Raw genomic sequence first — 24,167 nt, 5'->3', positions numbered from 1 at the left:
GAAAGGAGAGAGCCAGGGATGAGTCCACAAGCCATCGCCCCTGACATACGTCGGGTGGAGCAGGCCCGGGCGCAGGAGAACTTCCCGGTCGCCCTCCGAGTGCTGCCCGCGCGGTACCGCCGTCACCTCCTCGCGGTGTACGGCTACGCCCGCCACGTCGACGACCTGGGCGACGAACCGCTGGCCGACGGGCTCGACCGGCTCGCCGCCCTGGACGACGTCGAGGCCGAACTGCGCGCCCTCCACGCGGGCGCCGACGTGCCGAACCCGGTGCTGCGCGCCCTCGCGCCCACCGTGGCCGAGTGCCGGCTGCCCCTGGACGCGCTCGTCCGGCTGGTCGAGGCGAACCGGGTCGACCAGCACGTCACCCGCTACGCCACCTTCGAGCAGCTCGTCGGCTACTGCACCCTGTCCGCCAACCCGGTCGGCGAGCTCGTCCTGCACGTCTTCGGGCAGGCCGATCCGGCGACCGTCGCGTTGTCCGATCGGATCTGCACCGCCCTGCAACTCGTCGAGCACCTGCAGGACGTGGCCGAGGACCACCGCCGCGGCCGGGTCTACCTGCCAGCGGCCGACATGGAACGGTTCGAGGTCACGGAGGCGGACCTCGCCCGCAGCACCGCGAGCCGCCAGCTGCGGGAGCTGATCGGGTTCGAGGCGGAGCGGGCCCGTGCCTGGCTCGACGCGGGCGCCCCGCTGGTGTCGGCCCTGCACGGCTGGGGTCGGCTCGCGGTCGGCGGCTACCTGGCCGGCGGCCGGGCGACGCTCGACGCGCTGGCCGCCGCCGACCACGACCCGCTGGCGGTCACCGCCCGGCCCCGCCGCCGGCACATCCTCGGCAGCTGGCTGGCCGCCACCGTCCGGAGTGCCGGATGACCACGACCACCACCCGGACCGAGGCCGCCTACCGGCACTGCGAGCAGATCACCCGTAGCCAGGCGGCCAACTTCGCGTACGGCATCCGGTTGCTGCCGGCGCCGAAACGGCGGGCGCTGTCGGCCATCTACGCGGCCGCCCGCCGCATCGACGACATCGGGGACGGCACGCTGCCTCCCGACGAGAAGTTGGACGCGCTGGCCCGGACCCGGGCGGCCCTGCACCGGCTGCCCGGCGACAGCGGCGCCGACCCGGTGCTGGCCGCCCTCGGCGACGCCGCGACGCGGATGCCGATCCCGCTGGCCGCCTTCGACGAGCTCATCGACGGGTGCGCCGCCGACGTGACCGGCCGCCGGTACGACAGCTTCGACGACCTGCTCTGGTACTGCCGCTGCGTGGCCGGGTCGATCGGCCGGCTGTCCCTCGGCGTGTTCGGGGCCACCCAGCCGGGCCGGGCCGCGCCACTGGCCGACGCGCTGGGCGTAGCCCTGCAGCTGACCAACATCCTGCGCGACGTGGTCGAGGACCGCGTCGGCGGCCGCGTCTACCTGCCGGCCGAGGACCTGGACCGGTTCGGCTGCACCCTCCGCCTGGACGGGGCCGGTTTCGCCGATCCACCCGAGCGGCTGGTGGAGCTGGTGCGCTTCGAGGCCGCCCGCGCCGCGCGCTGGTACGACGTCGGCCTGCAGCTGCTGCCTCTGCTGGACCGGCGCAGCGCCGCCTGCACGGCCGCGATGGCCGGCATCTACCGCCGCCTGCTCACCCGGATCGCGGCCGATCCGCTGGCGGTCACCCGCAGTCGCGTGTCGTTGCCGGGCCGGGAGAAGGCCTGGGTCGCGGCGCGCGCTCTCGTCGGCCGTTCCGCATGACCGGGCCGGCCGCGCAGCCGGGAGGCGGATCCGGCACGGTGTGCGTGATCGGCGGCGGGCTGGCCGGGATCGCCGCGGCGGTCCGGCTCGCCGATCTCGGCCTGTCCGTGACGCTGCTGGAGACCCGGCCGGAGCTGGGTGGCGCGACGTACTCCTTCCGCCGCGACGGCCTCAGCGTGGACACCGGCCAGCACGTCTTCCTGCGCTGCTACCACACCTACCGGCGGCTGCTGGACCGGCTCGGCACGGCCGGCGGCACCGACCTGCAGCCGCGGTTCACGGTGCCGGTGCTGCTGCCGGGACAGCGGCCGCACGTGCTGGCCCGCCGCCGGCTGCCAGCCCCGGCGCACCTGCTACCGGCCCTGGCCGGCTACCGGCTGCTCAGCCCCGCCGAGCGGGTCGCCGCCGTCCGGGCCTGCGCCGCGCTGCGGCACGTCGACCCGGACCTGCCCGCCACCGACGGGCGCAGCTTCGGCGACTGGCTCGCCGCGCACGGCCAGAGCCGCCGGGCGATCCGGCGACTCTGGGACCTGATCACCGTGGCGGCCCTGAACCTGCCCAGCACCCACGCGTCGCTGGCGCTGGCGGCGCGGGTGTTCCGCACCGGGCTGCTGGAGGCCGCGGACGCCGGTGACATCGGCCGGCCCCTGGTCCCGCTGACCGACCTGCACGGCGTGCCCGCCCGTCGGCTGCTCGACCGGCTCGGCGCCAAGGTCCACACCCGGGCGAAGGTCCGGTGGATCCGACCGGAGCCGACCGGATTCCGGATCGGCGTGGGCGACAGCGAGCTGGACGCTGACGCCGTGGTGCTGGCCGTGCCGCACCAGGCCGCCGCGTCGCTGGTGCCGCCCGCCGCCGTGCCCGCCGCCGAGCAATGGCAACGGCTGGGCGCGGCGCCGATCGTCAACGTGCACCTGCGCTACGCCGCCCGGATCACCGACCTCGGCATGGCCGCCGCCGTGGAATCCCCGGCACAGTGGATCTTCGATCGGTCAGTGCCCGGCATGGCCGGCGAGCAGCATCTGGTGGTGTCGCTGTCGGCCGCCGACGCGGAACTCGAGCGGCCGGCGGCGGAGCTGGTGACGGCACAACGCCAGGCTCTCGCCGACCTGTTCCCGGCCGCGCGGCACACCCCGGTACGCGACGCGTTCGTGACCCGGGAGCCGAAAGCCACCTTCCGGCAGGCGCCCGGCACGCGGGCGTACCGGCCGGGTCCGGCCACCCGCCTACCGGGACTGGTACTGGCCGGCGCATGGACCGACACCGGCTGGCCGGACACGATGGAGGGCGCGGTGCGCAGCGGCGAGGACGCCGCCGACATCGTCGCCCGCCAACTCCTGTCCCGGCCCCGACATCACTCGGAGGCCGCATCATGACCGTCGCACGCAGCCGCAGCACGGACCAGATCCAGACCTACGTCGAGCCGGCGATCCGTGCCCTGCTGGACCGGTTGGACCCGGGCAACCGCCTGGTCGGGGGCTACCAGCTCGGCTACTGGGACGCCGACGGGTCACCCGCCGCCAGCCAGGGCAAGGGACTGCGCCCGGCGCTGGCGCTGCTGTCGGCCCGGGCCACCGGCGCCGAGCCGGCCGCCGGGGTGCCGGCCGCCGCCGCGGTGGAACTGGCGCACAACTTCTCCCTGCTGCACGACGACGTGATGGACGGCGACGCCGAACGCCGCCACCGGCCGACCGCGTGGACCGTGTTCGGTGTCGGCCCGGCCATCCTGGCCGGAGACGCCCTGGTCGGGTTGGCCTACGAGGCGCTCGTCGAGACGCCCGGGGGCTGCCCGGCCGCCCGCCGGCTCGCGGTGGACATCCGCGCGCTGGTCGCCGGGCAGGCAGCCGACCTGGACTTCGAGCGGCGCGACGACGTCACCCTCGACGAGTGCCTGCGGATGGCGGAGCAGAAGACGGCCGCGCTGCTGGCCGGCTCGTGCGCCCTCGGCGCGATCCTCTGCGGCGGCCCGCCGCGCCTGGTCGACGGGCTGTCCCGGTTCGGCCGCCACCTCGGACTGGCCTTCCAACTCGTCGACGACCTGCTGGGCATCTGGGGGGACCCGCGACGCACCGGCAAGCCGGTCGGGTCGGACCTGCGGGCCCGCAAGCGGAGCATCCCGGTCGTCCGGGCGGTGACCAGCGGTCAGGCGGCCGGCCGGGCGCTCGCCGAGCGGTACCGGTCGCCGCAGCCGCTGACCGACGAGGACGTGACCCGGGCGAGCGCGCTGATCGAGGCGACCGGCGCCCGGGACTGGACCGCGCAGCGGGCGTGGGAGGAGGCCGAGCGGGCGCGGGCGGAACTGGACACGCTCGACCTGCCCGACGACGTGCGCGATGAGTTCGCCGATATCGCCACCTTCACCACCGGACGGGACCACTGATGACTGAGCTGCTGTCTTCGAAGCCGAAGCCCACCACCAGCCCGACGACCACGGCGGGTGGGACCGCGAGCGACCCGGCCTGGGCGGCGCTACGCCGGGCCCGGGACCACCTGCTCGGGCTGCAGGACGACGCCGGCTGGTGGAAGGGAAACCTGGCAACGAACGTCACCATGGACGCCGAGGACCTGCTGTTGCGGCAGTTCCTCGGCATCCGGACCGCCGAGCAGACCGCCGAGTCGGCGCGGTGGATCCGCTCCCAGCAACGCCCGGACGGCTCGTGGGCGACCTTCCACGGCGGGCCGGGCGACCTCTCCACCACCATCGAGGCGTACCTGGCCCTGCGGCTGGCCGGCGACACGCCGGACGCCCCGCATCTCGCCGCCGCCGCCCGGTTCGTCCGCGCGCGCGGCGGGCTGGCGGCGAGCCGGGTGTTCACCCGGTTCTGGTTGGCCCTGTTCGGCCACTGGCCCTGGTCACAGCTGCCGGCGGTCCCGCCCGAGCTGGTGCTGCTGCCGCACTGGATGCCGTTCAACGTCTACGACTTCGCGTGCTGGGCCCGGCAGACCATCGTCCCGCTGTCCATCGTCCGGGCGCTGCGCCCGGTGCGGGAGCTCGGCTTCGGCGTCGACGAACTGTGCGTCCCGACGGCGGCGTCGCGGCCGCCGCGACTGCGGTCGCGGGCCGGAGTGCTGCACCGGCTGGACCGGGTCGCCAGCGGCTACGAGCGGATCGCCCGGGGTCCGGTGCGCCGGCACGCGCTACGCCGGGCCGCCGAGTGGATCGTGGCCCGCCAGGAGGCCGACGGTTCCTGGGGCGGGATCCAGCCGCCGTGGGTCTACTCGCTGATGGCGCTGCACCTGCTCGGCTACCCGCTGGACCACCCGGTGCTGCGCGCCGGGCTGGACGGGCTGGAACGGTTCACGGTGCGTGAGCAGACCGAAGACGGCCCGGTCCGCTGGCTGGAGGCGTGCCAGTCGCCGGTGTGGGACACCGCGCTCGCGGTCACCGCGCTGTCGGACGCCGGGCTGCCGGCCGGGCATGCCGCTCTGGAACGCGCCGGGAACTGGCTGCTCAAGGAAGAGATCCGGGTGCGCGGTGACTGGGCGATCCGCCGGCCCAAGACCCCGGTGGGCGGCTGGGCCTTCGAGTTCGAGAACGACGGGTACGCCGACACCGACGACACCGCCGAGGTGATCATGGCGTTGCGGCGGACCGGCGTACCGGCGGAGGCCGCCGTGCTGCGGGGCACCCGCTGGCTGCTCGGCATGCAGTGCCGCGACGGCGGCTGGGGCGCCTTCGACGCCGACAACACCCGGGCGATCGTCGGCGACCTGCCGTTCTGCGACTTCGGCGAGGTCACCGACCCGCCCAGCGCGGACGTGACCGCGCACATCGTCGAGGCGCTGGCGGCGGAGAACTTCGCCGGCACCGCGCCGGTCCGCCGGGGCGTGCACTGGCTGCTGCGGGCCCAGGAGCCGGACGGTTCCTGGTTCGGCCGCTGGGGCGCCAACCACGTCTACGGCACCGGGGCGGTGGTGCCCGCCCTCGTCGCCGCCGGGGTCAAGCCCGGCCACCCGGCGATCCGGGCGGCCGTCGACTGGCTGCACGCGCACCAGAACCCGGACGGCGGATGGGGCGAGGACATGCGCTCCTACCGGGACCCGTCCTGGATCGGGCGGGGCGAGTCCACCGCGTCGCAGACCGCCTGGGCGCTGCTCGCGCTGCACGCCGCCGGCCATGGCGCCGGTGAGCCGGCCCAACGCGGGGTGCGCTGGCTGGTCGACACCCAGCGGCCGGACGGCGGCTGGGACGAGCCGCACTACACCGGGACCGGCTTCCCCGGCGACTTCTACATCAACTACGGCATGTACCGGCTGGTCTTCCCGATCAGCGCGCTCGGCCGGATCCTGAACGCGCGGGGCGGCCTGACCGCCGAGGTGGTGCCGTGACCGAGCCAGCAGCGCCCGCCGTTACGGCGTGGACCCTGTGCGCGCCGATGCGGCCGGAGGCGGCGGCGCTGCGGCGGGGGCTGACCGGTCTCGATCCGGGCCGGTGGCCGGCGCTGCGGCGTACCGGCGCGGGATCCCGGCGCGCCCGGTCGGTGGCCGCCGGCCGACCGACCGGGACGACCCCGGTGGCGGTCGCCGGGATCGGCGGCGGGCTGGCTCCCGGGCTGGCCCCGGGCGACGTCGTGGTGGCCACCGAGGTACGCACCGACCCGCGAGCCGGGCACCCGGGGCCGGAAGTCGTGCCGATGCCGTCCGCCGCCCTGCTCGCCGCCGCACTGCGTCGCCGCGGGCTGCGGGTTCACCTCGGTCCGGTGGTGACCACGACCCGGCTGGTCGACGGCACGGCCCGGGCCCGGCTGGCCGCGACCGGAGCGCTGGTCGCCGACCTGGAGTCGGCGTGGCTGCTGGCCGGCTGCGCCGACCGTCCGACCGCCTGCGTCCGGGTGGTCGCCGACACCGCGACCGGACCGCTGTACCGACCGGCCACACTCCGCCGGATACGCGCCGCGCTGCGGGTGCTGCCCGCGGTGGCGGCGGCGCTGGCCGAGTGGGCGGCGGCCGCCGGCAGCGTCCAGCAGGTCCTGCTGGCCTCGCCCCGCTCGTTCTGCGCCGGGGTGGAACGGGCGATCGCGGTGGTGGAGCAGGCGCTGCGCCGGCACGGCCCGCCCGTCTACGTCCGCAAGCAGATCGTGCACAACGCCCGGGTCGTGGCCGACCTGCGCTCCCGCGGCGCGGTCTTCGTGGACGAACTCGACGAGGTCCCCGACGGCGCGCTCACCATCTTCTCCGCGCACGGGGTGTCGCCCGCGGTACGTCAGTCGGCCGCCGACCGGCAACTGCCGGTCATCGACGCCACCTGCCCCCTGGTGACCAAGGTGCACGCCGAGGCGCGCCGGTTCGCCGGCCGGGGCGACACGGTGCTGCTGATCGGGCACGCCGGCCACGAGGAGACCGAGGGCACCTTCGGCGAGGCGCCCGAGCGGATCCGGCTGGTGCCCGACGCGGCCGCCGCCGAGACGGTGCAGGTGACCGACCCGTCCCGGGTGTCCTACCTGGTACAGACCACGCTGGCGGTGGACGAGGCGGCGGGCGTCGTCGACGCGCTGCGCCGGCGCTTCCCGGCGCTGACCGGCCCCGGCTCCGACGACATCTGCTACGCCACCACCAACCGGCAGCAGGCGATCACGGTCGTCGCCGAACGGGCCGACGTCGTGCTGGTGGTCGGGTCGACCAACTCCTCCAACTCCCGCCGGCTGGTCGAGGTGGCCGAGCGGGCCGGCGCGCGGGCCCACCTGGTCGACGACGTGGGCGGCGTGGACCCGCGCTGGCTGGCCGGCGCCACGACGGTCGGGGTGACCGCCGGCGCGTCGGCGCCGCCCGGCCTGGTCGACGAACTCGTCGCGGCACTCACCGCGCTCGGTGCCAGGGAGGTGAGCGAGCACACCGCAGCCGTCGAGGACGTCAGCTTCACCCTTCCCAAGGAGGTACGCCAGCCGTGAGCATGCCGATGCGCCAGAGCCTGCGGATCGCCAGGTATCTGGTCGAACAGAAACTGCGCGGACGGCAGCGGTTCCCGCTGTTGCTGGAACTGGAGCCGTTGTTCGCCTGCAATCTCAAGTGCGCCGGGTGCGGCAAGATCCAACAGCCGGCGCACCTGCTGAAGCGCCGGATGCCGGTGGACCAGGCACTGGCCGCCGTGGAGGAGTGCGGCGCACCGATGATCTCCATCGCGGGCGGCGAGCCCCTGATGCACCCCGAGATCGACACCCTGGTCGCCGAACTGGTGCGCCGGAAGAAGTACGTCTTCCTCTGCACCAACGCGGTCCTGCTGCCCAAGAAGATCGACAAGTTCCGGCCGTCGCCGTACTTCGCCTTCACCGTGCACATCGACGGGCTGCGCGAGCGGCACGACGCGTCGGTGTGCAAGGACGGGGTCTTCGACGCCGCGGTGGCGGCTGTGCGGGACGCCCAGCAGCGCGGCTTCCGGGTCACCACCAACACCACGTTCTTCAACACCGACACCCCGCAGACCGTGATCGAGGTGCTCGACTACCTCAACGACGACCTGCGGGTGGACGAGATGATGCTCTCGCCCGCGTACGCCTACGAGAAGGCGCCGGATCAGGACCACTTCCTGGGCGTCACGGAGACCAGGGAGCTGTTCCGCAAGGCCTTCGCCGGAGGCCGGCGGGCCCGCTGGCGGCTCAACCACTCGCCGCTGTTCCTGGACTTCCTGGAAGGCCGGGTGGACTTCCCCTGCACCGCGTGGGCCATCCCGTCGTACTCGCTGCTCGGCTGGCAGCGGCCCTGTTACCTGATGGCCGACGGGTACGCCGCCAGCTACCGCGAGCTGCTCGACTCCACCGACTGGGACAGCTACGGCCGGGGACGCGACGACCGCTGCGCGAACTGCATGGCGCACTGCGGCCACGAACCGACCGCCGTGCTGGCCACGATGTCCTCGCTGCGGCAGTCGCTGCGCGCGGTACGCGGCCGCTGAGGTCCGGCGCCGGCCCGGTTCATCCGAACCGGGTGGCCAGCCGGCGGTACAGCGCGGGCAGCAGCCCGCGTACCGCCACCGGCAGGCGCAGCCAGCCCGGGACGTACACCTCGGCCCGGTTCCGGGCGATCGCGGCGGCCAGCGCGTCGGCCACCCGCTCCGGTGGCAGCGGGCGGGGACGGCGACGGTGGTACGGCTGGCCCCGACGGACGAAGAACGGGGTGTCCACCACCCCGGGCACGATCGTGCTGACGGTCACGCCGCGGCCGGCCAGCTCCAGGCGCAGACTCTCGGCGAAGGCGTCCAGCCCGGCCTTGCTGGCCGCGTAGACGGCTTCCCCGCCCACCCCGAGCCGCCCGGCGATCGAGCCGACGAAGACCAGGTGCCCGCCGTGGTGGCACATGCCGGGCAGCAGCGCCCGGGTCAGCTCGATCGGTGCGCGCAGGTTCACCGCGAGCAGCTCGTCGGCGACCGCGTCGGCCATCCCGGCGAACGGGCCGGCCCAGCCGGTGCCGGCGTTGTTGACCAGCACGTCCACCCGGGCGTGGCGGGCCAGCGCCCGCTCGGCCAGCTCCCGGCCGGCGCCGGGCCGGGTCAGGTCGGTCAGCAGTGTGGTGGCGCCGGTCTCGGCGGCGAGCCGGGCCAGCCGGTCGGCGTCCCGGCCGGCCGCGACGACCTGACTTCCGGCCTCGGCCAGCCGCCGGACGAGGGCGGCGCCGATGCCCGACGAGGCACCGGTGACCAGCACCACCGCGCCGGTCAGCCGCACCGCGGCAGCTCCGGCGGCGCCGAACCCCACCGGGGCGGGCCGGACGTCGCGGGCTCCTCGGCCGGCCGGTCTTCGGCGACCGGCGCGCGGTCGGCCTCGGCGAGCAGGTGGGCCAGTTCGGCGTGCAGGGCGGCGACGAAGGCCGGGCCGACGTCGGCCAGCGACCCGTCCAGCAGCGCACCGACCTCGAAGGTGTCGTCGCAGCGCAGCACGCCGATCCCGACGGGCACCCCCGCGGCGAGCGCGACCACCGGGGTGGCCGTCCTGAGCGGCGCGCCGGCCAGCACCTGCGGACGCAACGGCGCCGGAACGTAGGAGACGATCACGTTGAGGTGCCGGCTGCTGTAGACCCGCCGCGCCAGCGCGGCGTGCACCGGCGCGGGCAGCGTGCCCATCGCCCGCATGACCAGGCCGGCCGCTTCGGGTTCCCCGCTGCGCAGCGCGGTCCGCAGCGACCGCCGGACCAGGGCGACCCGGAATCGGGGCGGGATGCGCCGCACCGGGAGGTCGAGATTGACCGCACCGGTCCAGTTTCCCTGCGTCGGCGCCCGCCGGCGGGGGTCGCGGGAGACCGCGAACATGGCCCGCAACCGGGGCGGTGCCGGCGCGGGGTGGACCCGACCCAGCGCCCCGGCGGTCAACGCCAGCATGAGTTCGCTGGCGTGCGCCCCGCAGGCGCGTGCCGCGCGGAACACCTCGGCGGCGGGCAGGGTGGCGGTGACCAGGACCCGGCGCGGTGAGGCGAGCGGACGGTTGAGCACGGTGGCCGGCGCCGGCCCCTGGGCGGCCAGGCGGGCCAGCCCGCGTGCGGTGAGCGCGACCCGGCTGGCGGCGTCCCGGACCCGGCCGCCCAGCCCCACGGTGTCCCGCCCGGGCCGGGCCGGCGCCTGCCCTGCCGGCTTCGCCGGCCGGGTGGTGGCCGGGTCGAGCAGCCGTTGCAGGACGCCGATCGCCGACAGACCGTCACCGAGGCAGTGGTGCAGTTTGACCGCCACCCGGGTACGCCCGTCGGGGAGCCCGCCGAGCAGCAGGATCTGCCACGGTGGCCGGTCCAGGGACAGCGGCTGGGACCAGAACCTGTCCACCGCGGCGCTGCCGTCGTCGCCCGGCGCGAGCCGCACCTCGGTCAGGTGGGCGGCGGGGTCGACGTACCGGTCGACCACCCAGCCGGGCCGGCGCCCCGGCCCCCGGCTGACCAGCCGGCGACGAAGGGTGGTGATCGTGGGTAGCCGCCGCGCCAGCAGCGCGGCCAGATCCTCGCGGGTGAGGGCGGTGCCGTCGGGTCGGGGCCCGAGCTCCAGCACCACACCGATCTGTTGCGCCACCGTGGCCGACTGCACGTACCGGAAGAACGCGTCCTGTGGGCGTAGCGGCCAGCTGGCCGGCTGTTCGCCGGCCGGCCCGGCGGGAGACCCCCAGCGGGCCGGGTCGGCCGGGCGCCCCCCGTCCGGTGACGGTGCCTCCACCGGAGAGCGCGCACCGGCGACGGCCGGCAGCCCGAGGTCCGGCAGGTGCGGGTGGGCCGACGCCTGCACCGGGTGCGGCGGGTGCGGACCGACCAGCCGGGAGCGGACGAGCGCGACCAGCGCGGCCGGGTCGCGGACCGTCTCGGCCAGCCCCGCGGCGGTCATCAACGCCGCATTGGCCGCGCCGTGCGCGGCGATCGGCCGGTACATCACCACCGGCGTGCCGGTGGCCCACGCCTCGAGTGCGGTCGCTCCGCCGGCATTGGTGACCAGCAGGTGCGCGGCCCGTAGCAGCGTGGGCATGTCGTCGACCCAGGCGCGCACCAGCAGCCGCCCGTCGGGGGTGGCCAGGCGCGCCAGCCGGTCGGCCAACTGCTGGTTGCGTCCGCAGACCGCGACGACCTGCACCGCGTCGCCGATGCCGACCAGCGGGGCGATCGCCTCCTCGACCGAGCCCAGGCTGTAGGAGCCGCAGGCGACCACCACCGCCTGCCGGTCCGGGTCGAGACCGCAGCGCCGGGCGGCCTCGGCCCGGTCACCCGGCCGGAACCGCTCGAGCACCGGGGGCGCGCAGACCCCGAGCGCCGCGCCCGGGGCGGCGACCGCCGCCACCGGCAGCGCCGCCGGGTGCACCACCATCCCCAGATCCAGCTGGGAATACACCCAGAACGGGTGCGGGGCGAAATCGGACACCCAGGCCCCGACCGGTACGCCGAGACCGCGGTTCCGGCGTAGCCAGGCCAGCCCGGCACTGCCCAGCGGGTAGGTGGAAAGGATCACGTCCGGGTCGAACGCCTCGATGACCGGGCCGAGCCGCCGCCCGGCCCAGGAGCCGGTGAACCACTTCGAGGCGTCGGCGAACCACCGGTGCCGCCACAGCGAGGACCAGAAGAACTCGTACAACCAGGGCGTCGCCCCGACATTGGTCAGATAGGTGCGACGAAAGGTCGGGCCGACCCCCGGACCCATCGCGTCAAGGGTGTCCACCCAGCCCACCCGGCTGCCCGGCCAGAGCGCGTGGACGCGTTCCTCGAGCGCCCGGCCGGTGGCGTCGTGCCCGCCGCCGATGTCGGCGGAAACGATCAGCACGCGCCGCGCGATCGACTCGGCGGGCGGCCGGATCGGGTGACCCGGCCCGTTGTCGGGCGCGATCACCGGAGGCCCGCCGGATTCGGGCGGCATCGGGTGCGAGACCCGCGCGCTGGTGGGTATGCCAGGCGGGCCTCGACCGGCCGATCCGGCGCCGACGATCTCGGGACTTCTCCATGGCCTTCGGTTTTCTGCTGGCGCTCCTCGCCGCACTGTGCAGCGCCACCGCGGCGATCCTGCAGTCGATCGGAGCGCGCCGGGTGGCGGCCATGGCCCACCTCGACCCGAGGCTGCTGTGGCGGCTGGTGCGCACCGGGCCGTACGCGGCCGGCCTGGCCCTCGACGGCGCGTCCTCCGGGTTCACCTTCACCGCGCTGCGTACCGTGCCGCTTTTCGCGGTGCAGGCGGTCGGGGCGGCCAACCTCAGCCTGGTGGCGCTGATCGCCATGCTGGTGCTGCGCGTCCGGCTGGCCCCCAAGGACTGGGTGGCCATCGGTGGCGTGGTCGCCGGCCTGCTGCTGCTGGTTTTCTCGGCCGGCACCAGCCCGCCGGCCGAGGCCTCGCCCAACGACGGCTGGTGGCTGCTCGGCGCGGTGCTCGCGCTGGCCGTCGGGGCATACCTGGGCAGCCCCCGGATGCGGGGCCCCGCCCTGCCCGGCTTGCTGGCCGGGCTCTCCTTCGGCGCCGCGGCGGTCGGTGCCCGGCTGCTCGGCCGGGCCAGCAGTCCGGGCATGGTGCTGGCCAGCCCGGTCAGCTACACGCTGGTGCTGGCCGGGATGACCGGCGTGCTGCTCTACGCCACCGCCCTGCAGCGCGGCTCTGTCACGGTCGCTTCCGCCTCCACCATCCTCGGCCAGACCGTGGCCCCGGCGGTGGCCGGCTGGCTGGTGCTCGGTGACCGGGTGCGGCCCGGCGCCGAGCCGGTGGCGGTGCTGGGCTTCCTGCTCGCCGTCAGCGGCGCGGTCGCGCTCGCCCGGCACGCCCAGCCACACCGGGTGGGAACCGACAGACCGGCGGACCGTGGGCGCCGGGCACCGGGTCGCGGTCGTTGACATGTCGTACGCCTCCAGCGACGAAAGGCGGAGCGCGCCACCAGCCGCCGCCCCTCGGGATGAATAGCAGCTTACCGGCGGATTTCTCCCCATCTAAGGTACTTTCAGGCTCTCGGCAGCACCAGTGCCGGTTCGACCAGACGAGGGAGGAGGCGGATGGCAGCGGGAAGGCCCGCCCGGAAACCCGACGTTCGTCCGCCTCGCCCACTCGGTGAACCCGCCCTGGCTCCGGTACCGGCCGGCTGGTGGCTCGACGGCCTGCTGGTCGCCGCGCTCGCCGCGCTCACCGCCGCGCTGGTGTGGTGGTCCCCGCTGCTCGACGTCGACATCGCGGTACGGGACTGGTGCGACCAACACCGGCCACCGCCGGTCGCCAAGCTGATGCTGGCCTTCGACTACCTGGGCCAGGGCGGTCCGCTGACCACCCTGACCGTGGCGGTGTCGTTCTGGCTCGCCTGGCGGCACCGGACGATCCGGCCGATCATCCCAGCCGGACTGGCCCCGATCGTGAGCACCATCCTGATCGTGGGCCTGAAGAAGTGGACCTCGCGCGGCGCCCCGCACCACGGTTCGGTGCGGTTGTTCAGCCAGGGATGGGAGGAGTTCTACCCGTCCGGGCACGTGAGCAACGGCATCGTCTACTACGGGGTGCTGGCCATGCTGCTCGCGCCGTACCTGGCGGTGCCGGTCCGGCGCGTGCTGCAGTGGCTGCCCGGTGTGCTGGTGGCCATCGGCACCACCTACCTCGGCTACCACTGGCTCACCGACAGCATCGGCGGCTACCTGCTCGGGCTGCTGATCGTGCGGTTCCTGCTGCGGGTGCCGTGGCGGACCCTCCGCCTGCCCCGCCGGCTCGACCAGCCACCCCCCAGCGACCACCAGGTCTACTCGCACGCACAACGGGAAGGGCCGCCAGGCTCGCACCACCGGTGGGGGCAGGTCCGCATGATCGGGCCGCAACGCCCATGCTGACCGCCGACGTGCTGGCCGGAACCCCACTCGCCCTCGGTGCGGCCGCGGCGTTCGGGGCGTCCTCGGTGATGCAGTTCCGCGCCTCCCACCGCGCTCCCGAGAGTCCCGCCGGGCGACCCACCCTGCTGCTGCACCTGATCCGCCAACCCGAATGGCGCTGGTCAGTGGTGCTCGCCGCCGGCGCCTTCGGCCTCCAGGTCGGCGCGCTCAGCCTGATGCCGCTGATCCTGGTGCAGCCGCTGCTGATCACCGGACTGGTCTGGTACATCCTGCTGCACGCGCTCACCGAGCGCAGGCGCCCCGACCTCAGGATCATGCTGGAAGCGGTGCTCTGCCTGCTCGCGCTCTCGGCGTTCCTGCTGATCGCCCGGCCGTCCGCCGGACAGGGCAAGGGGCTGGGAACGCTCTCGTCGGCCCTGCTGTTGGGCGTCGCGGTGGTCGGGGCGGTCGCGTTGTGCCTGGCGGCCGCCGTCGGGCTGGGCCGCAAGTGGCGCCCGCTGCCGCTGGCCCTGGCCGCCGGCGTCTGCTACGGCGTCACCGCCGGCCTGATCAGCAGCCTCGCCTTCCACTACAACGGCAGCCCGCTGAGCGTGTTCGGGCACTGGCAGACGTACGGGCTCATGATCCTGGGTCCGTTCGGCGTGCTGCTGAGCCAGAACGCCTACCAGGCCGGCCCGCTGGGCGCGCCGGCCCTGGCCACGATCATCGTGGCCGACCCACTGGTGTCGCTCGCCGTCGGCCTGCTCTGGCTGGACGAGCGGATCCAGACGGGACCGGGGGACCTGATCGGCGAGATCCTTGCCCTGGCCGTGCTGGCCGGCGCCGTCTTCCTGCTCGCCCGGCGGGCCCCCCACGTGGACAAGGAGTAGCCGACGGCCGGTGGCGGGCCGAGCCGGGGCGCGAAAATGAGGTGCCCGGTCGCGGCCCGGCGCACTAGGTTTCCGCCGTGACCCTCGACATCGTGAGCCTCGCCGAGCGGCCCGACCTCGCCCCGCTGCTGGACGAGGACTTCGACGGGGCGTGGCCCCAGTTCATGCTCTGGGACCCGATGGCTTCCGTGTACTACGGCGTCGCCCACGACCTCTACCCGGAGTTCGTCTTCGCCGCCATCGACTCCGCCGAGCCGGGGCGCGCTGTCGCGCGGGCGTACGCCGCGCCGCTGCGCTGGACGGAGGCGGAGCTGCCCGACGGCGGCTGGGACCGGGTCATCCAGCGGGTCACCATCACCCGCCTCACCGGGGCCGTCCCGAACATCGTCTCGGCCCTGGAAATCTGCATCCGGCCGGACCAGCGCGGACGCGGCCTGTCCGCGCTGATGCTCACCGCCATGCGGGAGGCCGTCGCGAAGCTCGGCTACGACACGCTCGTCGCCCCGGTCCGCCCCAGCGGTAAACACACCCACCCCGACCTGCCGATGACCGAGTACGCGACACGGGTCCGCGCCGACGGCCTGCCGGTCGACCCGTGGCTGCGGGTGCACGTCCGCGCGGGCGGGCGCATCGAGCGGGTCGCCACCCGGTCCATGATGATCAGCGGGACGCTCGCCGACTGGCGCTCCTGGACGGGCCTGCCGTTCGACACCAGCGGCCCGGTGCACGTGCCGGGCGCGCTCGTGCCGGTGCACTGCGACGTGACGCACGACCACGCCGTCTACGTCGAGCCCAACGTCTGGGTCCGCCACCACCTGTAGGCGAGTGCCGAGCGGACCGGCACCGGCTGGCACAATCGCCGCCATGGATGGCCCCGAGCTGGTGCTGGTGCTGCGCTACCGCAAGGCGGTGACTACGGGCTGCACGTCCTGCTCGGCGCGCTGGAGCAGCACGAGACCGGTACCCGGTACGAGGTGCGGTTCGGGGAGACCCCGGAGGCGACTGCGGCGCACATCCGGGCGGCGTCCGCCACGGCGAGCCGGGTGCTGGTGCTGTGGTCGTTCTATTCCCCCGACGCCGAGGCGCTGGCCCGGGAACTGGCGCAGATCCGGGCCCTGGCTGACGCACCGAACGTGGCGCATCTCGCCGGCGGCGTCCACGCGACCGCCGAGCCGGTGCAGACCCTGGACGCCGGCTGGGACATCGCCGCGGTCGGGGAGGGTGAGACCACGCTGCTGAGCCTGGTGGACGCGGTCGGCGACCCGACCGGCATCCCCGGGCTCGCCTACCGCGACGCCACCGGCGCCGTGGTGCGCACCGGGCGCCCGCAGCGCCGCCCGCTCGACGAGTTTCGCGGCTTCTCGCTGAGGTGGGACCGGTTCAACGCGCTGGAGATCACCCGAGGCTGCGTCTTCTCGTGCCGCTTCTGCCAGACCCCGTTCATGTTCTCGGCGAAGTTCCGGCACCGCAGCGTCGCGAACGTCCGCTGGCACGTCGACGCCATGCGGCGGCGGGGGCTGCGCGACGTCCGGTTCATCACCCCGACCGCGCTGTCGTACGGCAGCCAGACCGACGAGCCGAACCTGGACGCGGTCGAGGAACTGCTGGCGTCCTGCCGGGAGGGGATCGGCCCGGACGGGCGGGTCTTCTTCGGCTCGTTTCCCAGCGAGATCCGGCCCGAGCACGTCTCGCGGGAGGCGCTGCGCCTGGTCCGGAAGTACTGCGCCAACAACAACATCATCGTGGGCGCGCAGTCCGGCTCCGACCGGGTGCTCGACGCGGCGAAGCGGGGACACGGCGTCGAGGAGGTGAAGCGGGCCGTCCGCCTCGGCGTCGAGGAGGGCTTCCGGATCAACGTCGACATGATCTTCGGAATGCCGGGTGAGGACCAGGCCGACGTCGACGCCTCCCTCGGTCTGGCCCGCGAGCTGGCCGACGTCGGCGCCCGGATCCACGCGCACACCTTCATGCCGCTGCCCGGCACGCCGTGGCGGGACGCGCCGCCCGGCGACGTGGCCCCGGAGACGATCCGGGAGGTGGACCGGCTCTCCCAGCACGGCGCCCTCTACGGCCACTGGCAGCGGCAACGCGACCACGCCGCCCGGCTGGCCGCGGCGGCCGAGGCCTACCCCCGCCCGGGAAAGAGCCGCACCATCCTGCCCCTGGCCGACCGCTGACCGGCGCTGCTCACGGCCGGATGTCCAGGGCGCCGATCAATCCGTCCCGCAGCGTGAAGCGGTGCCGCAGCCGGACCGGGCTGCCCGGGAACGTCCCCGAGACCAGGGTCCTGACCACCACGTTGCCACCGGCCTCCTCCTCGACTGCCTCCGGAATCGCCTTGTAGTCGAACTCGGCCGCGGTCCGCTCGCGCCAGGCCCGGATCGCCGCCGGGCCCTCGTAGGTCCGGTCCTCGTCGGCCACGATCGCGTCGTCGGTGAAGCAGGAGACGAAGGCGTCGATGTCGGGTTCGGCGCTCAGCTGGTAGTAGCGGACGATCACCTCGGGAACCGTGACGGTCATGCTGATCTCCTCGGGTCGGGACCGGTTCGTCGTGGCTGACTACCACGAACGCGCGTTGGTAGGCGTCGCGGCGTCGTGCAGCGCGACCTCGACAGTCGTCCCGGGCGGCAGCGGGAAGGACTCTCCCCGTACGGCCACCGGAACGGGCTGGCCCGCCCCGGGGGCGGCGGAGATCCGCAGCCCCTCGTCGTCCACGTGCAGGAAGATCAACTGGTTGCGGTACCGGATCACGCAGTCGAGTTCGTCGAGCCCGTCGGGCAGCAGCGGGTTGAGCCGCAGGACGTCGCCGCGGACCTCCAGGCCGGTGTAGCACCGTTGCAGGATGTCCAGCGTGCCGGCGGCGGCGCCGAGATGGATTCCGTTGCGGGTCGAGCTGTGCTGCGGATCCGTGAGGTCGGTGCCGAGGGCGGTGGTCAACATCTCGTACGAGCGGCGACGGTCCGTGCGGGCCAGCACCCACGCGTGGGCGACCCGGCTGAGCGTGGAACCGTGGGTGGTGCGGGACAGGTAGTAGTCGACGACGGCGGGGATCCGGGTCGGGTCGAACTCGTACCCCAGGCCGCGCACCAGCCCGGTGAGCTCCTCGGCGCTGAACAGGTACAGCAGCATCAGCACGTCGGCCTGCTTGGAGATCTTGTAGCGGTTCGCGTCGTCGCCCTCGGCCTGCAGCAGCGAACCCAACTGCCGCAGGTCGCCGTACCGCCGCCGGTACCGGTCCCAGTCCAGTTCCGCCAGGTCGCCGTAGCCCTCGAACTGGGCGAGGATGCCGTCGTCGAGGAAGGCCAGCCGTAGCCGGCCCCGGATGTGCGCCCACCGGCGCCGCTCGTCCTCCGCCGGGGCGACCTTCCGCCACGGCGCCACCCCCGGATGCCGGCTGAGGATCGCGCAGGCCTCCTCGGCGCGGCCGAGCACCCAGGCGACCATCACGTTGACGTACGCGGAGTTGTCCAGCCCCTGCCCCGGCCGACCCGGGTAGCCGTCGTGGAACTCGTCCGGACCCATCACCCCGCGGATGTCGTACCGGTCGTCGGCCGGGTCGTAGGTGGCCAGGCCGGCCCAGAACCGTGCCGTCTCGACCAGCATTTCCAGCCCGGAGTGGGCGAGGAACGGCAGGTCGCCCGTCGTCTCCCAGTACCGCCACACGCAGTAGGCCACCGCCAGGTTGACATGCTGCTGCCGGCCGCTGTGGTCCGCCACCCACTCCCCGGTCACCGGCGAACGCGACCGGGACGGACTGTCGTCCCGGCCGCTGTCGCCGCTCTGCCAGGGAAACAGCGCGCCGGCCATGCCCGCCGCGGCCGCCTGCCGCCGGGCCGCCGGCAACCGCCGATACCGGTAGGCCAGCAGCGCCCGGGTCAGCTCCGGCATCCGCAGATTCAGGTACGGGTAGACGAACAGCTCGTCCCAGAAGATGTGCCCGTGGTAGCCCTCGCCGTGCAGTCCCCGGGCCGGCACCCCGGCGTCCAGGTCGATCACGTGCGGCGACAGCGTCTGCAGCAGATGGAACGTCTGCACCCGGATCGGCACCTGCCAGGCATGGTCCTCTCCGACGTCCAGCCGGAACCGCTCCCACAGCTGGGTCCACGCCGTGGCGTGGTCGGCCAGCACCATGTCGAAGGTCCCCGCGTACCGCAGTTCCCGGCGGGCGGCCGTCAACGGCTCGGAGACCACCCGGTCGCGGTTGGAGAAGATCGTCACGGTCTTCTCCACGACCACCCGGTCTCCGGGAGTCACGTCGACGCCGATCACCTGGCTCACGTCGTTCGTTCCGTGGACCGCCGCCAGCCTGAGCTGGGCGACACCGGCACCGCTGACCCTGGTACGCGCCGCCACGGCCACCTGATGTCGGGACGTGGTCGTCACCGCCGTCAACCAGACGGTCTCGGCGTCGTCCCCGCCGGTGGCCACGTCCGTGAGGTGCCGACCGCAGCTACCCGCCTCCGCCGGCGCGTTCGCGTTGACCACCCCACCGTCGAGGCCCGACCTGACCTCCAACCGGCCAGACCAGTTCTCCGCGACGATGCTCGTCTCCAGCGCCGCCAGGTGGGGACTCGCCAGCGACACCAGCCGTCGCTGCCGGACCCGGGTACGCCGCTCGTCCCGGTCGACCACCAGCAACTCCCGCAGGTACACCCCGAGCCGCAGATCCAGCATCTGGTGCTCGTGCTCCCGCCGCCCCTGCCCCGGCGCGAACCAGTCCCCGCCGGCAGGACGGAACGTCAACGGGAGCCAGTTCGGCAGGTTGACGATGCCCTCGTCGCTGTCCGGCCGATCGGCCCCGTACAGCCGGTTGTGAAAACCGGCGAGGTAGGTGCCGGGATAGTGCACGCCGTCGGCGGAGGCCTCCGGGGCCGCCCCGCGGGTTGCCAGGTACCCGTTGCCGAGGGTCAGCATCGTCTCCCGGGTGCCTTCCTCGGCCGGTGCCGCACCGCCCTGGTACGCCAACACCCAGCCGGCCGGCGGAGGCCGGCTGCACAGCTCACACCCAGGGTCCACGTTCGCCGGCACCCCGCACTCCCCTTCCACGGCGCGGTGCCGTTTCCCCGTTTCCCGCGCAACAAACTCCCGGACGCCGATAAATCGGACGCAGAGCCACATCCGCCGGCATAGGTTGGCCGGGTGAACCAAGCGGCTGCGGTGGTTGATCGGGTGGTGACCGAGCGGGGCGAGCTCGTCCTGCGGCAGTGCGGCGGGCACTTCGAGATCGTCAGCAACGGGGTGTTCCTGATGGACACCCGCGCCGGCGCGTCGGAGCGGCTGCTCGTCCGCAAGGCACTCGAGCTGGTACGGCCGGGGGCGCGGGTGCTGATCGGCGGGCTCGGGGTGGGGTTCTCGCTGGCCGAGGCGGCGGCCTCGGCCGTGCCGGCGGAGATCGTGGTCCTGGAGATCGAGGAGACGCTCATCGGGTGGCACCGCGACCGGCTGGCCGCCCACAGCGGGCACGCCCTGCGCGACGCCCGGGTGCGGATCGTGAACCGGGACATGCTGGCGTGGCTGCGGAGCACCGACGAGACCTTCGACGCCATCTGCCTCGACATCGACAACGGCCCGGACTGGACCGTGTTCCCCGGCAACGCCACCCTGTACGACGCGGACGGCACGGCGCTGCTGCGCGACCGGCTCGCCGCCGACGGCGTACTGGCCGTCTGGAGCGCCTCGGCCGTTCCGGCGTACGCCGAACGGCTGGCGGAGGTGATCGGTCCGGTCACCACGCATCTGGTCGAGGTGCCGCGCGGCGAACCGGACGTGGTCTACCTGGCCCGCCGCACCGGCCCGGACCGCCGCTGACCGCCCCGCAGATCCTGTCGTACCCGTAGCCCATGATCCTTGTCGTCACGGCGGCGCTGGCTCGTTCCGGCGTCGACATCGTCATGGGCGACGCCGGGTCGCGGCGGGCGGGGAGGTCGGAAGGGTGGCGGACGTGGACGACGCCGGATGGGCGCGGCGAAGCAGCGTGCGGGTGGTGCCGCCCGCCCGGCCCCGGAAGCTGGCCAAGGTGCCTTTCGTGGAGTTGGCCGACGGACGGCTGCAGGGCGTGGTGTCCAGCGGGTCGGACATCGAGCGGGTGTACGTCTCGTCGCTCACCTCCGGCACCCACGCCTACCACTGCAGCACCAACAACAACCGGCCCTGCGGCGGCCTGCGCGGCACCCCGTGCAAGCACCTGGCGGCCCTGGCCGACGAGGCGGTCCTGCAGTACGGCCTCGACCGGGTCGCCCGCTACCTGCGGGCCGACGCCGGCGACGGGGTGACCACCGGCGCGGAGCTGCTGAGCCGCCTGGACGCGCGGCACGAGCCGACCCCGGCGGCGGTGGTCTTCAGCCGGTTCCTGCGCCACCTGTCCTACCTGGAGGCGCCGGGCAACAGCACGCCGCTGCCCGAGCTGCACTGGTTCCCCGCCACCGGGGCAGGTCGCTGATGCTCGGCACGCAGCTCACCGCCCTGACGAGCGGGCACCCGGCCGCGCTGACCGACGCCCTCGACCTGGTGGCGGGCGTCGACGCCGCCCTGACCCGCGGCCTGGCCCGGGTCGGCGAGGCGGACGCGACGGCGCTCGCCGGCCTGGCCGGTGCGCTGGCGGCCACCCCGCTGGCCGACCTGGTCGCAGAGGCGATCGACAAGATCTGCGCCGGCTCGGTGACGCCGGAGCATCTCGCCGCGCTCGCCGGTGCCCGGTCGGCGCTGCTCGGCGCCGCGCACGACGCGCTGCTCGGGCAGCTCGACGCCGCGCTGGGCCGCGGCCGCGACCCGTGGTCGGTGGCGCCGGCCCCACCCGCCGGGCCCTCGCCCGTGCTGGCCACCGTGCGGGCCTGGTTGCACGAGGTGGCCGTGACCGGGTGGCACGGCGTCGACCACGAGCTCGTGGCCGCGGCCGGGACGCCGGTCGAGGCCGCGCTGGCCGCACCGGAGTCACGCCGGCTCGCCGTGCTGCTCGACGGCCTCGCCGCCGAGCTGCGGGCCTGTGTGCCGGTCGCCACGATGCCGCAGGTGCCGGCGCGCCGCTGGGCCGACCTGTGGGCCCGTGGGGTGCTGCTCGCCCAGGACGCCGCCGCCGTCGACCCCCCGGCCGACGTCGTCGACCGGGTCGACGGGCGGCTGCTGCCACTCGGGGTGGACGTGCACGAACACGACACCGCGATGCAGATCCAGGTGCACGGGCTCCTCGAGCCGGCCGCCGGCGGGCCGCCCCGGCTGGTACGCACCGCGGTGGGCGCCGCGAAGGTGGACACCATCGTCGGTCCGGCGTTGTGGCGCCTGCTGCAGGCCCATCCCACCCTGCTGACCGCGCTGGCACAGCGGCGCGGCGTGACGGTCACCGACCTGCCGGCGCGAGGTGCGGACCTGCACTGGCACGACGACCGGGCGCAGCTCGACGAGCCGGTCGATCCGTTCGCCGCAGCGCGGGTCCTGCTGCCCGGCGCCCAGGCGGCGGCCATCGCGCCGCTGAACCGGCACCCGGCCGCGATCGCCGAACCCGTCCTGCTCGAGGGGTACGCCGTCCGCGACCACGACGGCGGCCTCGCCGCGGACCTGGACGGGCGCCCGCTCGCCGTGGCGGTCGACCGGCTGCCCTCCTGCGGCCCGCTCACCCCGGAAGTGGTCGCCGCGTCGTCGGCCTGCCTCGGCCTGCTGCGCTGGGACGACGGGCGCTGGCTGCTGCAACCGTTGGCGGTGCGGGCCGACGTCAAGCGCAAGGTGGTCGACGTCCACACCGGGGACTGGGCGTGCGGCGTCAGCGACGCGAAGGTAGCGAAGGCCGAGGCGAAGACGGGCGACGCCGTGGCGGTGCTGCGCGAACGCGCAGGACGGTTGCTGCGCCGATGACCGAGCAGATCCACGACCGCGCTGACGAGAACCGGCGGCAGGTGCTCTACTGGCGGCTGCTGGCCCGGCTCTTCGACCCCACCGAGCAGCCCACCCTCGAATCGGCGAGCATGGCCGTCGTCGAGGACCTGGGCCTGCCGGCCGCGCTGCTCGACCCGGCGGTCTCGGTCGACACCGTGGTGCAGCGTTTCCCGGCCCTCGCCGCCGAGTTGCGTGGCCTGCTGACCACTGGCGAAGACGCGGCGACGTCCCACGACACCACGGGCGGCCGGGGCCGGCCGAGGTACGCCGCGCCGCACTGGTGTCGAAGGTGCTGCTCAACGTGTTCGCGACCGGCGCCGGACCGGTCAGCGCCGGCCAGTTGGCCCGGTGGCAGTCCGACGCGGGCTGGTTCGAGCAGGCACTCGGCGCCGAGGCGGGCGAACTGCGCCGGCAGGGCGGCACCGGGCTCGGCGGCACGCTCGCCGCGCTGGAGGGCGACCTGGTGCGCCGGATGCACCTGCGCGAGGTGCTCGCCGACCCGGCGCTGGCCAGCCGACTCACGCCGAGCATGTCGCTGATCGAGCAGCTGCTACGGGACAAAGCCAACCTGTCCGGGGTGGCCCTGGCCAACGCCAAGGCGCTGATCCGCCGTTTCGTCCACGAGGTCGCCGAGGTGCTGCGTACGCAGGTGGAACAGACCAGCGTCGGGACCATCGACCGGTCGGTGCCGCCGAAGCGGGTGTTCCGCAACCTCGACCTCGACCGCACCATCTGGCAGAACCTGACCAACTGGAGCCCGGAGGACCAGCGGCTCTACGTGGACCGGCTCTACTACCGGCAGACCGCCCGACGGACCACTCCGGCGCGGCTGATCGTAGTGGTGGACCAGTCCGGGTCGATGGTCGACTCGATGGTCAACTGCACCATCCTGGCGTCGATCTTCGCCGGCCTGCCCAAGGTGGACGTGCACCTGATCGCGTACGACACCCGGGCGCTTGACCTGACGCCGTGGGTGCACGACCCGTTCGAGGTGCTGCTGCGCACCAACCTGGGCGGCGGCAACGACGGACCGGTCGCCATGGCGATGGCCCGGCCCAAGATCACCGAACCGCGCAACACGGTGCTGGTCTGGATCTCGGACTTCTACGAGTTCGACCGCTCGCAGCCGTTGTTCGACGGCATCGAGGCCGTGCACTCGCTCCGGCGGGCGGTTCATCCCGGTCGGCTCGGTCAACAGCTCCGGCCAGCAGAGCGTCAACCCCTGGTTCCGACAACGGTTCAAGGACCTGGGCACACCGGTGATCTCCGGTCACATCCGCAAACTCGTCTTCGAGCTCAAGAGCTTCCTCACCTACAGCGTGTCTCAGTAGTCTGTTGGGTCATGAGACACCGCCCTTCTCGGGCGTCCCTGCCGTCGCGGGTGTTCGTGGCGGCAGGGTTCCTCCGTCATCGAGGATGGTTTCACCGGCGCGTGGGCGCCGGCCAGAGC

At 74.2% G+C, this 24,167-nt stretch carries 19 protein-coding genes and 2 pseudogenes; 17 read left to right on the top strand and 4 right to left on the bottom strand.

What is annotated here, in order from left to right; translation table 11 throughout:
- Nucleotides 1-18: 18 nt before the first annotated feature.
- The 8 genes and pseudogenes from hpnC (at nt 19) to hpnH (ending at nt 8,634) form a co-directional block, all read left to right on the top strand.
- The gene (gene hpnC, locus A6A27_RS25935; RefSeq protein WP_073837272.1) at nt 19-876 is read left to right on the top strand and encodes a squalene synthase HpnC; all 858 of its coding nucleotides are present in this window, start codon (nt 19-21) and stop codon (nt 874-876) included.
- Nucleotides 873-1,745 (top strand): presqualene diphosphate synthase HpnD, encoded by an 873-nt coding sequence (hpnD, locus tag A6A27_RS25930; RefSeq protein WP_073837271.1) that lies wholly within the window; start codon nt 873-875, stop codon nt 1,743-1,745. The genes hpnC and hpnD overlap by 4 nt, the downstream gene beginning before the upstream one ends.
- Nucleotides 1,742-3,121 (top strand): hydroxysqualene dehydroxylase HpnE, encoded by a 1,380-nt coding sequence (hpnE, locus tag A6A27_RS25925; RefSeq protein ID WP_073837270.1) that lies wholly within the window; start codon nt 1,742-1,744, stop codon nt 3,119-3,121. Before hpnD ends, hpnE begins: the two co-directional genes overlap by 4 nt.
- Nucleotides 3,118-4,125 (top strand): polyprenyl synthetase family protein, encoded by a 1,008-nt coding sequence (locus A6A27_RS25920; RefSeq protein WP_143194155.1) that lies wholly within the window; start codon nt 3,118-3,120, stop codon nt 4,123-4,125. Before hpnE ends, A6A27_RS25920 begins: the two co-directional genes overlap by 4 nt.
- Entirely contained in the window at nt 4,125-6,074 is a 1,950-nt protein-coding gene (shc, locus tag A6A27_RS25915) for a squalene--hopene cyclase (protein ID WP_073837269.1), read from the top strand. The genes A6A27_RS25920 and shc overlap by 1 nt, the downstream gene beginning before the upstream one ends.
- 47 nt (nt 6,075-6,121) lie before the next feature.
- Nucleotides 6,122-6,628: pseudogene (locus tag A6A27_RS46235) on the top strand (phosphorylase family protein); the annotation flags it as partial.
- Between the two features lie 45 nt (nt 6,629-6,673).
- On the top strand, nt 6,674-7,633 hold the full coding sequence (locus tag A6A27_RS46230) for a 4-hydroxy-3-methylbut-2-enyl diphosphate reductase (protein WP_241825471.1): 960 nt from the start codon (nt 6,674-6,676) through the stop codon (nt 7,631-7,633).
- A 2-nt stretch (nt 7,634-7,635) separates the two neighbouring features.
- Entirely contained in the window at nt 7,636-8,634 is a 999-nt protein-coding gene (gene hpnH, locus A6A27_RS25905) for an adenosyl-hopene transferase HpnH (protein WP_241825470.1), read from the top strand.
- Between the two features lie 19 nt (nt 8,635-8,653).
- On the opposite strand, the gene A6A27_RS25900 is transcribed toward hpnH, so the two are convergent.
- Together A6A27_RS25900 and A6A27_RS25895 are read right to left on the bottom strand one after the other, a co-directional pair.
- Entirely contained in the window at nt 8,654-9,403 is a 750-nt protein-coding gene (locus A6A27_RS25900) for an SDR family NAD(P)-dependent oxidoreductase (protein WP_073837295.1), read from the bottom strand.
- Nucleotides 9,394-12,024, bottom strand: coding sequence for a wax ester/triacylglycerol synthase domain-containing protein (locus A6A27_RS25895; protein WP_073837266.1), 2,631 nt, complete (start codon nt 12,022-12,024; stop codon nt 9,394-9,396). The genes A6A27_RS25900 and A6A27_RS25895 overlap by 10 nt, the downstream gene beginning before the upstream one ends.
- 110 nt (nt 12,025-12,134) lie before the next feature.
- Between A6A27_RS25895 and A6A27_RS25890 the strand changes: the two genes are divergently transcribed.
- The 5 genes from A6A27_RS25890 to A6A27_RS25870 all read left to right on the top strand — a co-directional run bounded on the left by A6A27_RS25890 (nt 12,135) and on the right by A6A27_RS25870 (nt 17,028).
- A complete protein-coding gene (locus tag A6A27_RS25890; protein ID WP_073837265.1) occupies nt 12,135-13,010 on the top strand; it encodes a hypothetical protein in 876 nt (291 codons plus the stop codon).
- Nucleotides 13,011-13,166: 156 nt separating this feature from the next.
- On the top strand, nt 13,167-13,982 hold the full coding sequence (locus tag A6A27_RS25885) for a phosphatase PAP2 family protein (protein ID WP_073837264.1): 816 nt from the start codon (nt 13,167-13,169) through the stop codon (nt 13,980-13,982).
- On the top strand, nt 13,976-14,851 hold the full coding sequence (locus A6A27_RS25880) for a DMT family transporter (protein ID WP_073837263.1): 876 nt from the start codon (nt 13,976-13,978) through the stop codon (nt 14,849-14,851). The genes A6A27_RS25885 and A6A27_RS25880 overlap by 7 nt, the downstream gene beginning before the upstream one ends.
- Before the next feature lie 77 nt (nt 14,852-14,928).
- On the top strand, nt 14,929-15,672 hold the full coding sequence (locus tag A6A27_RS25875) for an N-acetyltransferase (protein WP_073837262.1): 744 nt from the start codon (nt 14,929-14,931) through the stop codon (nt 15,670-15,672).
- Between the two features lie 99 nt (nt 15,673-15,771).
- On the top strand, nt 15,772-17,028 hold the full coding sequence (locus A6A27_RS25870) for a TIGR04013 family B12-binding domain/radical SAM domain-containing protein (RefSeq protein WP_338013310.1): 1,257 nt from the start codon (nt 15,772-15,774) through the stop codon (nt 17,026-17,028).
- Between the two features lie 10 nt (nt 17,029-17,038).
- On the opposite strand, the gene A6A27_RS25865 is transcribed toward A6A27_RS25870, so the two are convergent.
- Nucleotides 17,039-17,371: a nuclear transport factor 2 family protein gene (locus tag A6A27_RS25865; protein WP_073837261.1), complete on the bottom strand. Its 333-nt coding sequence runs from the start codon at nt 17,369-17,371 to the stop codon at nt 17,039-17,041.
- A gap of 39 nt (nt 17,372-17,410) precedes the next feature.
- The gene (locus tag A6A27_RS25860) at nt 17,411-19,879 is read right to left on the bottom strand and encodes a glycoside hydrolase family 65 protein (RefSeq protein WP_198940451.1); all 2,469 of its coding nucleotides are present in this window, start codon (nt 19,877-19,879) and stop codon (nt 17,411-17,413) included.
- Between the two features lie 111 nt (nt 19,880-19,990).
- Here A6A27_RS25860 and A6A27_RS25855 point away from each other — a divergent pair, with 111 nt between their 5' ends.
- From A6A27_RS25855 to A6A27_RS25840, 4 genes and pseudogenes are all read left to right on the top strand, one after another.
- Nucleotides 19,991-20,659: a hypothetical protein gene (locus A6A27_RS25855; RefSeq protein WP_073837260.1), complete on the top strand. Its 669-nt coding sequence runs from the start codon at nt 19,991-19,993 to the stop codon at nt 20,657-20,659.
- Nucleotides 20,660-20,783: 124 nt separating this feature from the next.
- A complete protein-coding gene (locus tag A6A27_RS25850; RefSeq protein WP_073837259.1) occupies nt 20,784-21,290 on the top strand; it encodes a hypothetical protein in 507 nt (168 codons plus the stop codon).
- Entirely contained in the window at nt 21,290-22,696 is a 1,407-nt protein-coding gene (locus A6A27_RS25845) for a hypothetical protein (RefSeq protein ID WP_073837258.1), read from the top strand. The genes A6A27_RS25850 and A6A27_RS25845 overlap by 1 nt, the downstream gene beginning before the upstream one ends.
- Nucleotides 22,693-24,048: pseudogene (locus tag A6A27_RS25840) on the top strand (VWA domain-containing protein). Before A6A27_RS25845 ends, A6A27_RS25840 begins: the two are co-directional and overlap by 4 nt.
- Nucleotides 24,049-24,167: the final 119 nt, after the last annotated feature.

Origin of the sequence: Micromonospora sp. CB01531 (genome assembly GCF_001905095.1) — a bacterium.
Lineage (GTDB): Bacteria > Actinomycetota > Actinomycetes > Mycobacteriales > Micromonosporaceae > Micromonospora.
Note: the sequence above shows the minus strand (reverse complement) of the source record. Positions and strands in the feature narration are given on the sequence as shown.

What these genes read in the sequence shown, in the direction of transcription:
- hpnC (WP_073837272.1), top strand. Translation starts at nt 19, where the DNA reads ATGAGTCCACAAGCCATCGCCCCTGACATACGTCGGGTGGAGCAGGCC.
- hpnD (WP_073837271.1), top strand. Translation starts at nt 873, where the DNA reads ATGACCACGACCACCACCCGGACCGAGGCCGCCTACCGGCACTGCGAG.
- hpnE (WP_073837270.1), top strand. Translation starts at nt 1,742, where the DNA reads ATGACCGGGCCGGCCGCGCAGCCGGGAGGCGGATCCGGCACGGTGTGC.
- A6A27_RS25920 (WP_143194155.1), top strand. Translation starts at nt 3,118, where the DNA reads ATGACCGTCGCACGCAGCCGCAGCACGGACCAGATCCAGACCTACGTC.
- shc (WP_073837269.1), top strand. Translation starts at nt 4,125, where the DNA reads ATGACTGAGCTGCTGTCTTCGAAGCCGAAGCCCACCACCAGCCCGACG.
- hpnH (WP_241825470.1), top strand. Translation starts at nt 7,636, where the DNA reads ATGCCGATGCGCCAGAGCCTGCGGATCGCCAGGTATCTGGTCGAACAG.
- A6A27_RS25890 (WP_073837265.1), top strand. Translation starts at nt 12,135, where the DNA reads ATGGCCTTCGGTTTTCTGCTGGCGCTCCTCGCCGCACTGTGCAGCGCC.
- A6A27_RS25885 (WP_073837264.1), top strand. Translation starts at nt 13,167, where the DNA reads ATGGCAGCGGGAAGGCCCGCCCGGAAACCCGACGTTCGTCCGCCTCGC.
- A6A27_RS25880 (WP_073837263.1), top strand. Translation starts at nt 13,976, where the DNA reads ATGCTGACCGCCGACGTGCTGGCCGGAACCCCACTCGCCCTCGGTGCG.
- A6A27_RS25865 (WP_073837261.1), bottom strand. Translation starts at nt 17,371, where the DNA reads ATGACCGTCACGGTTCCCGAGGTGATCGTCCGCTACTACCAGCTGAGC.
- A6A27_RS25845 (WP_073837258.1), top strand. Translation starts at nt 21,290, where the DNA reads ATGCTCGGCACGCAGCTCACCGCCCTGACGAGCGGGCACCCGGCCGCG.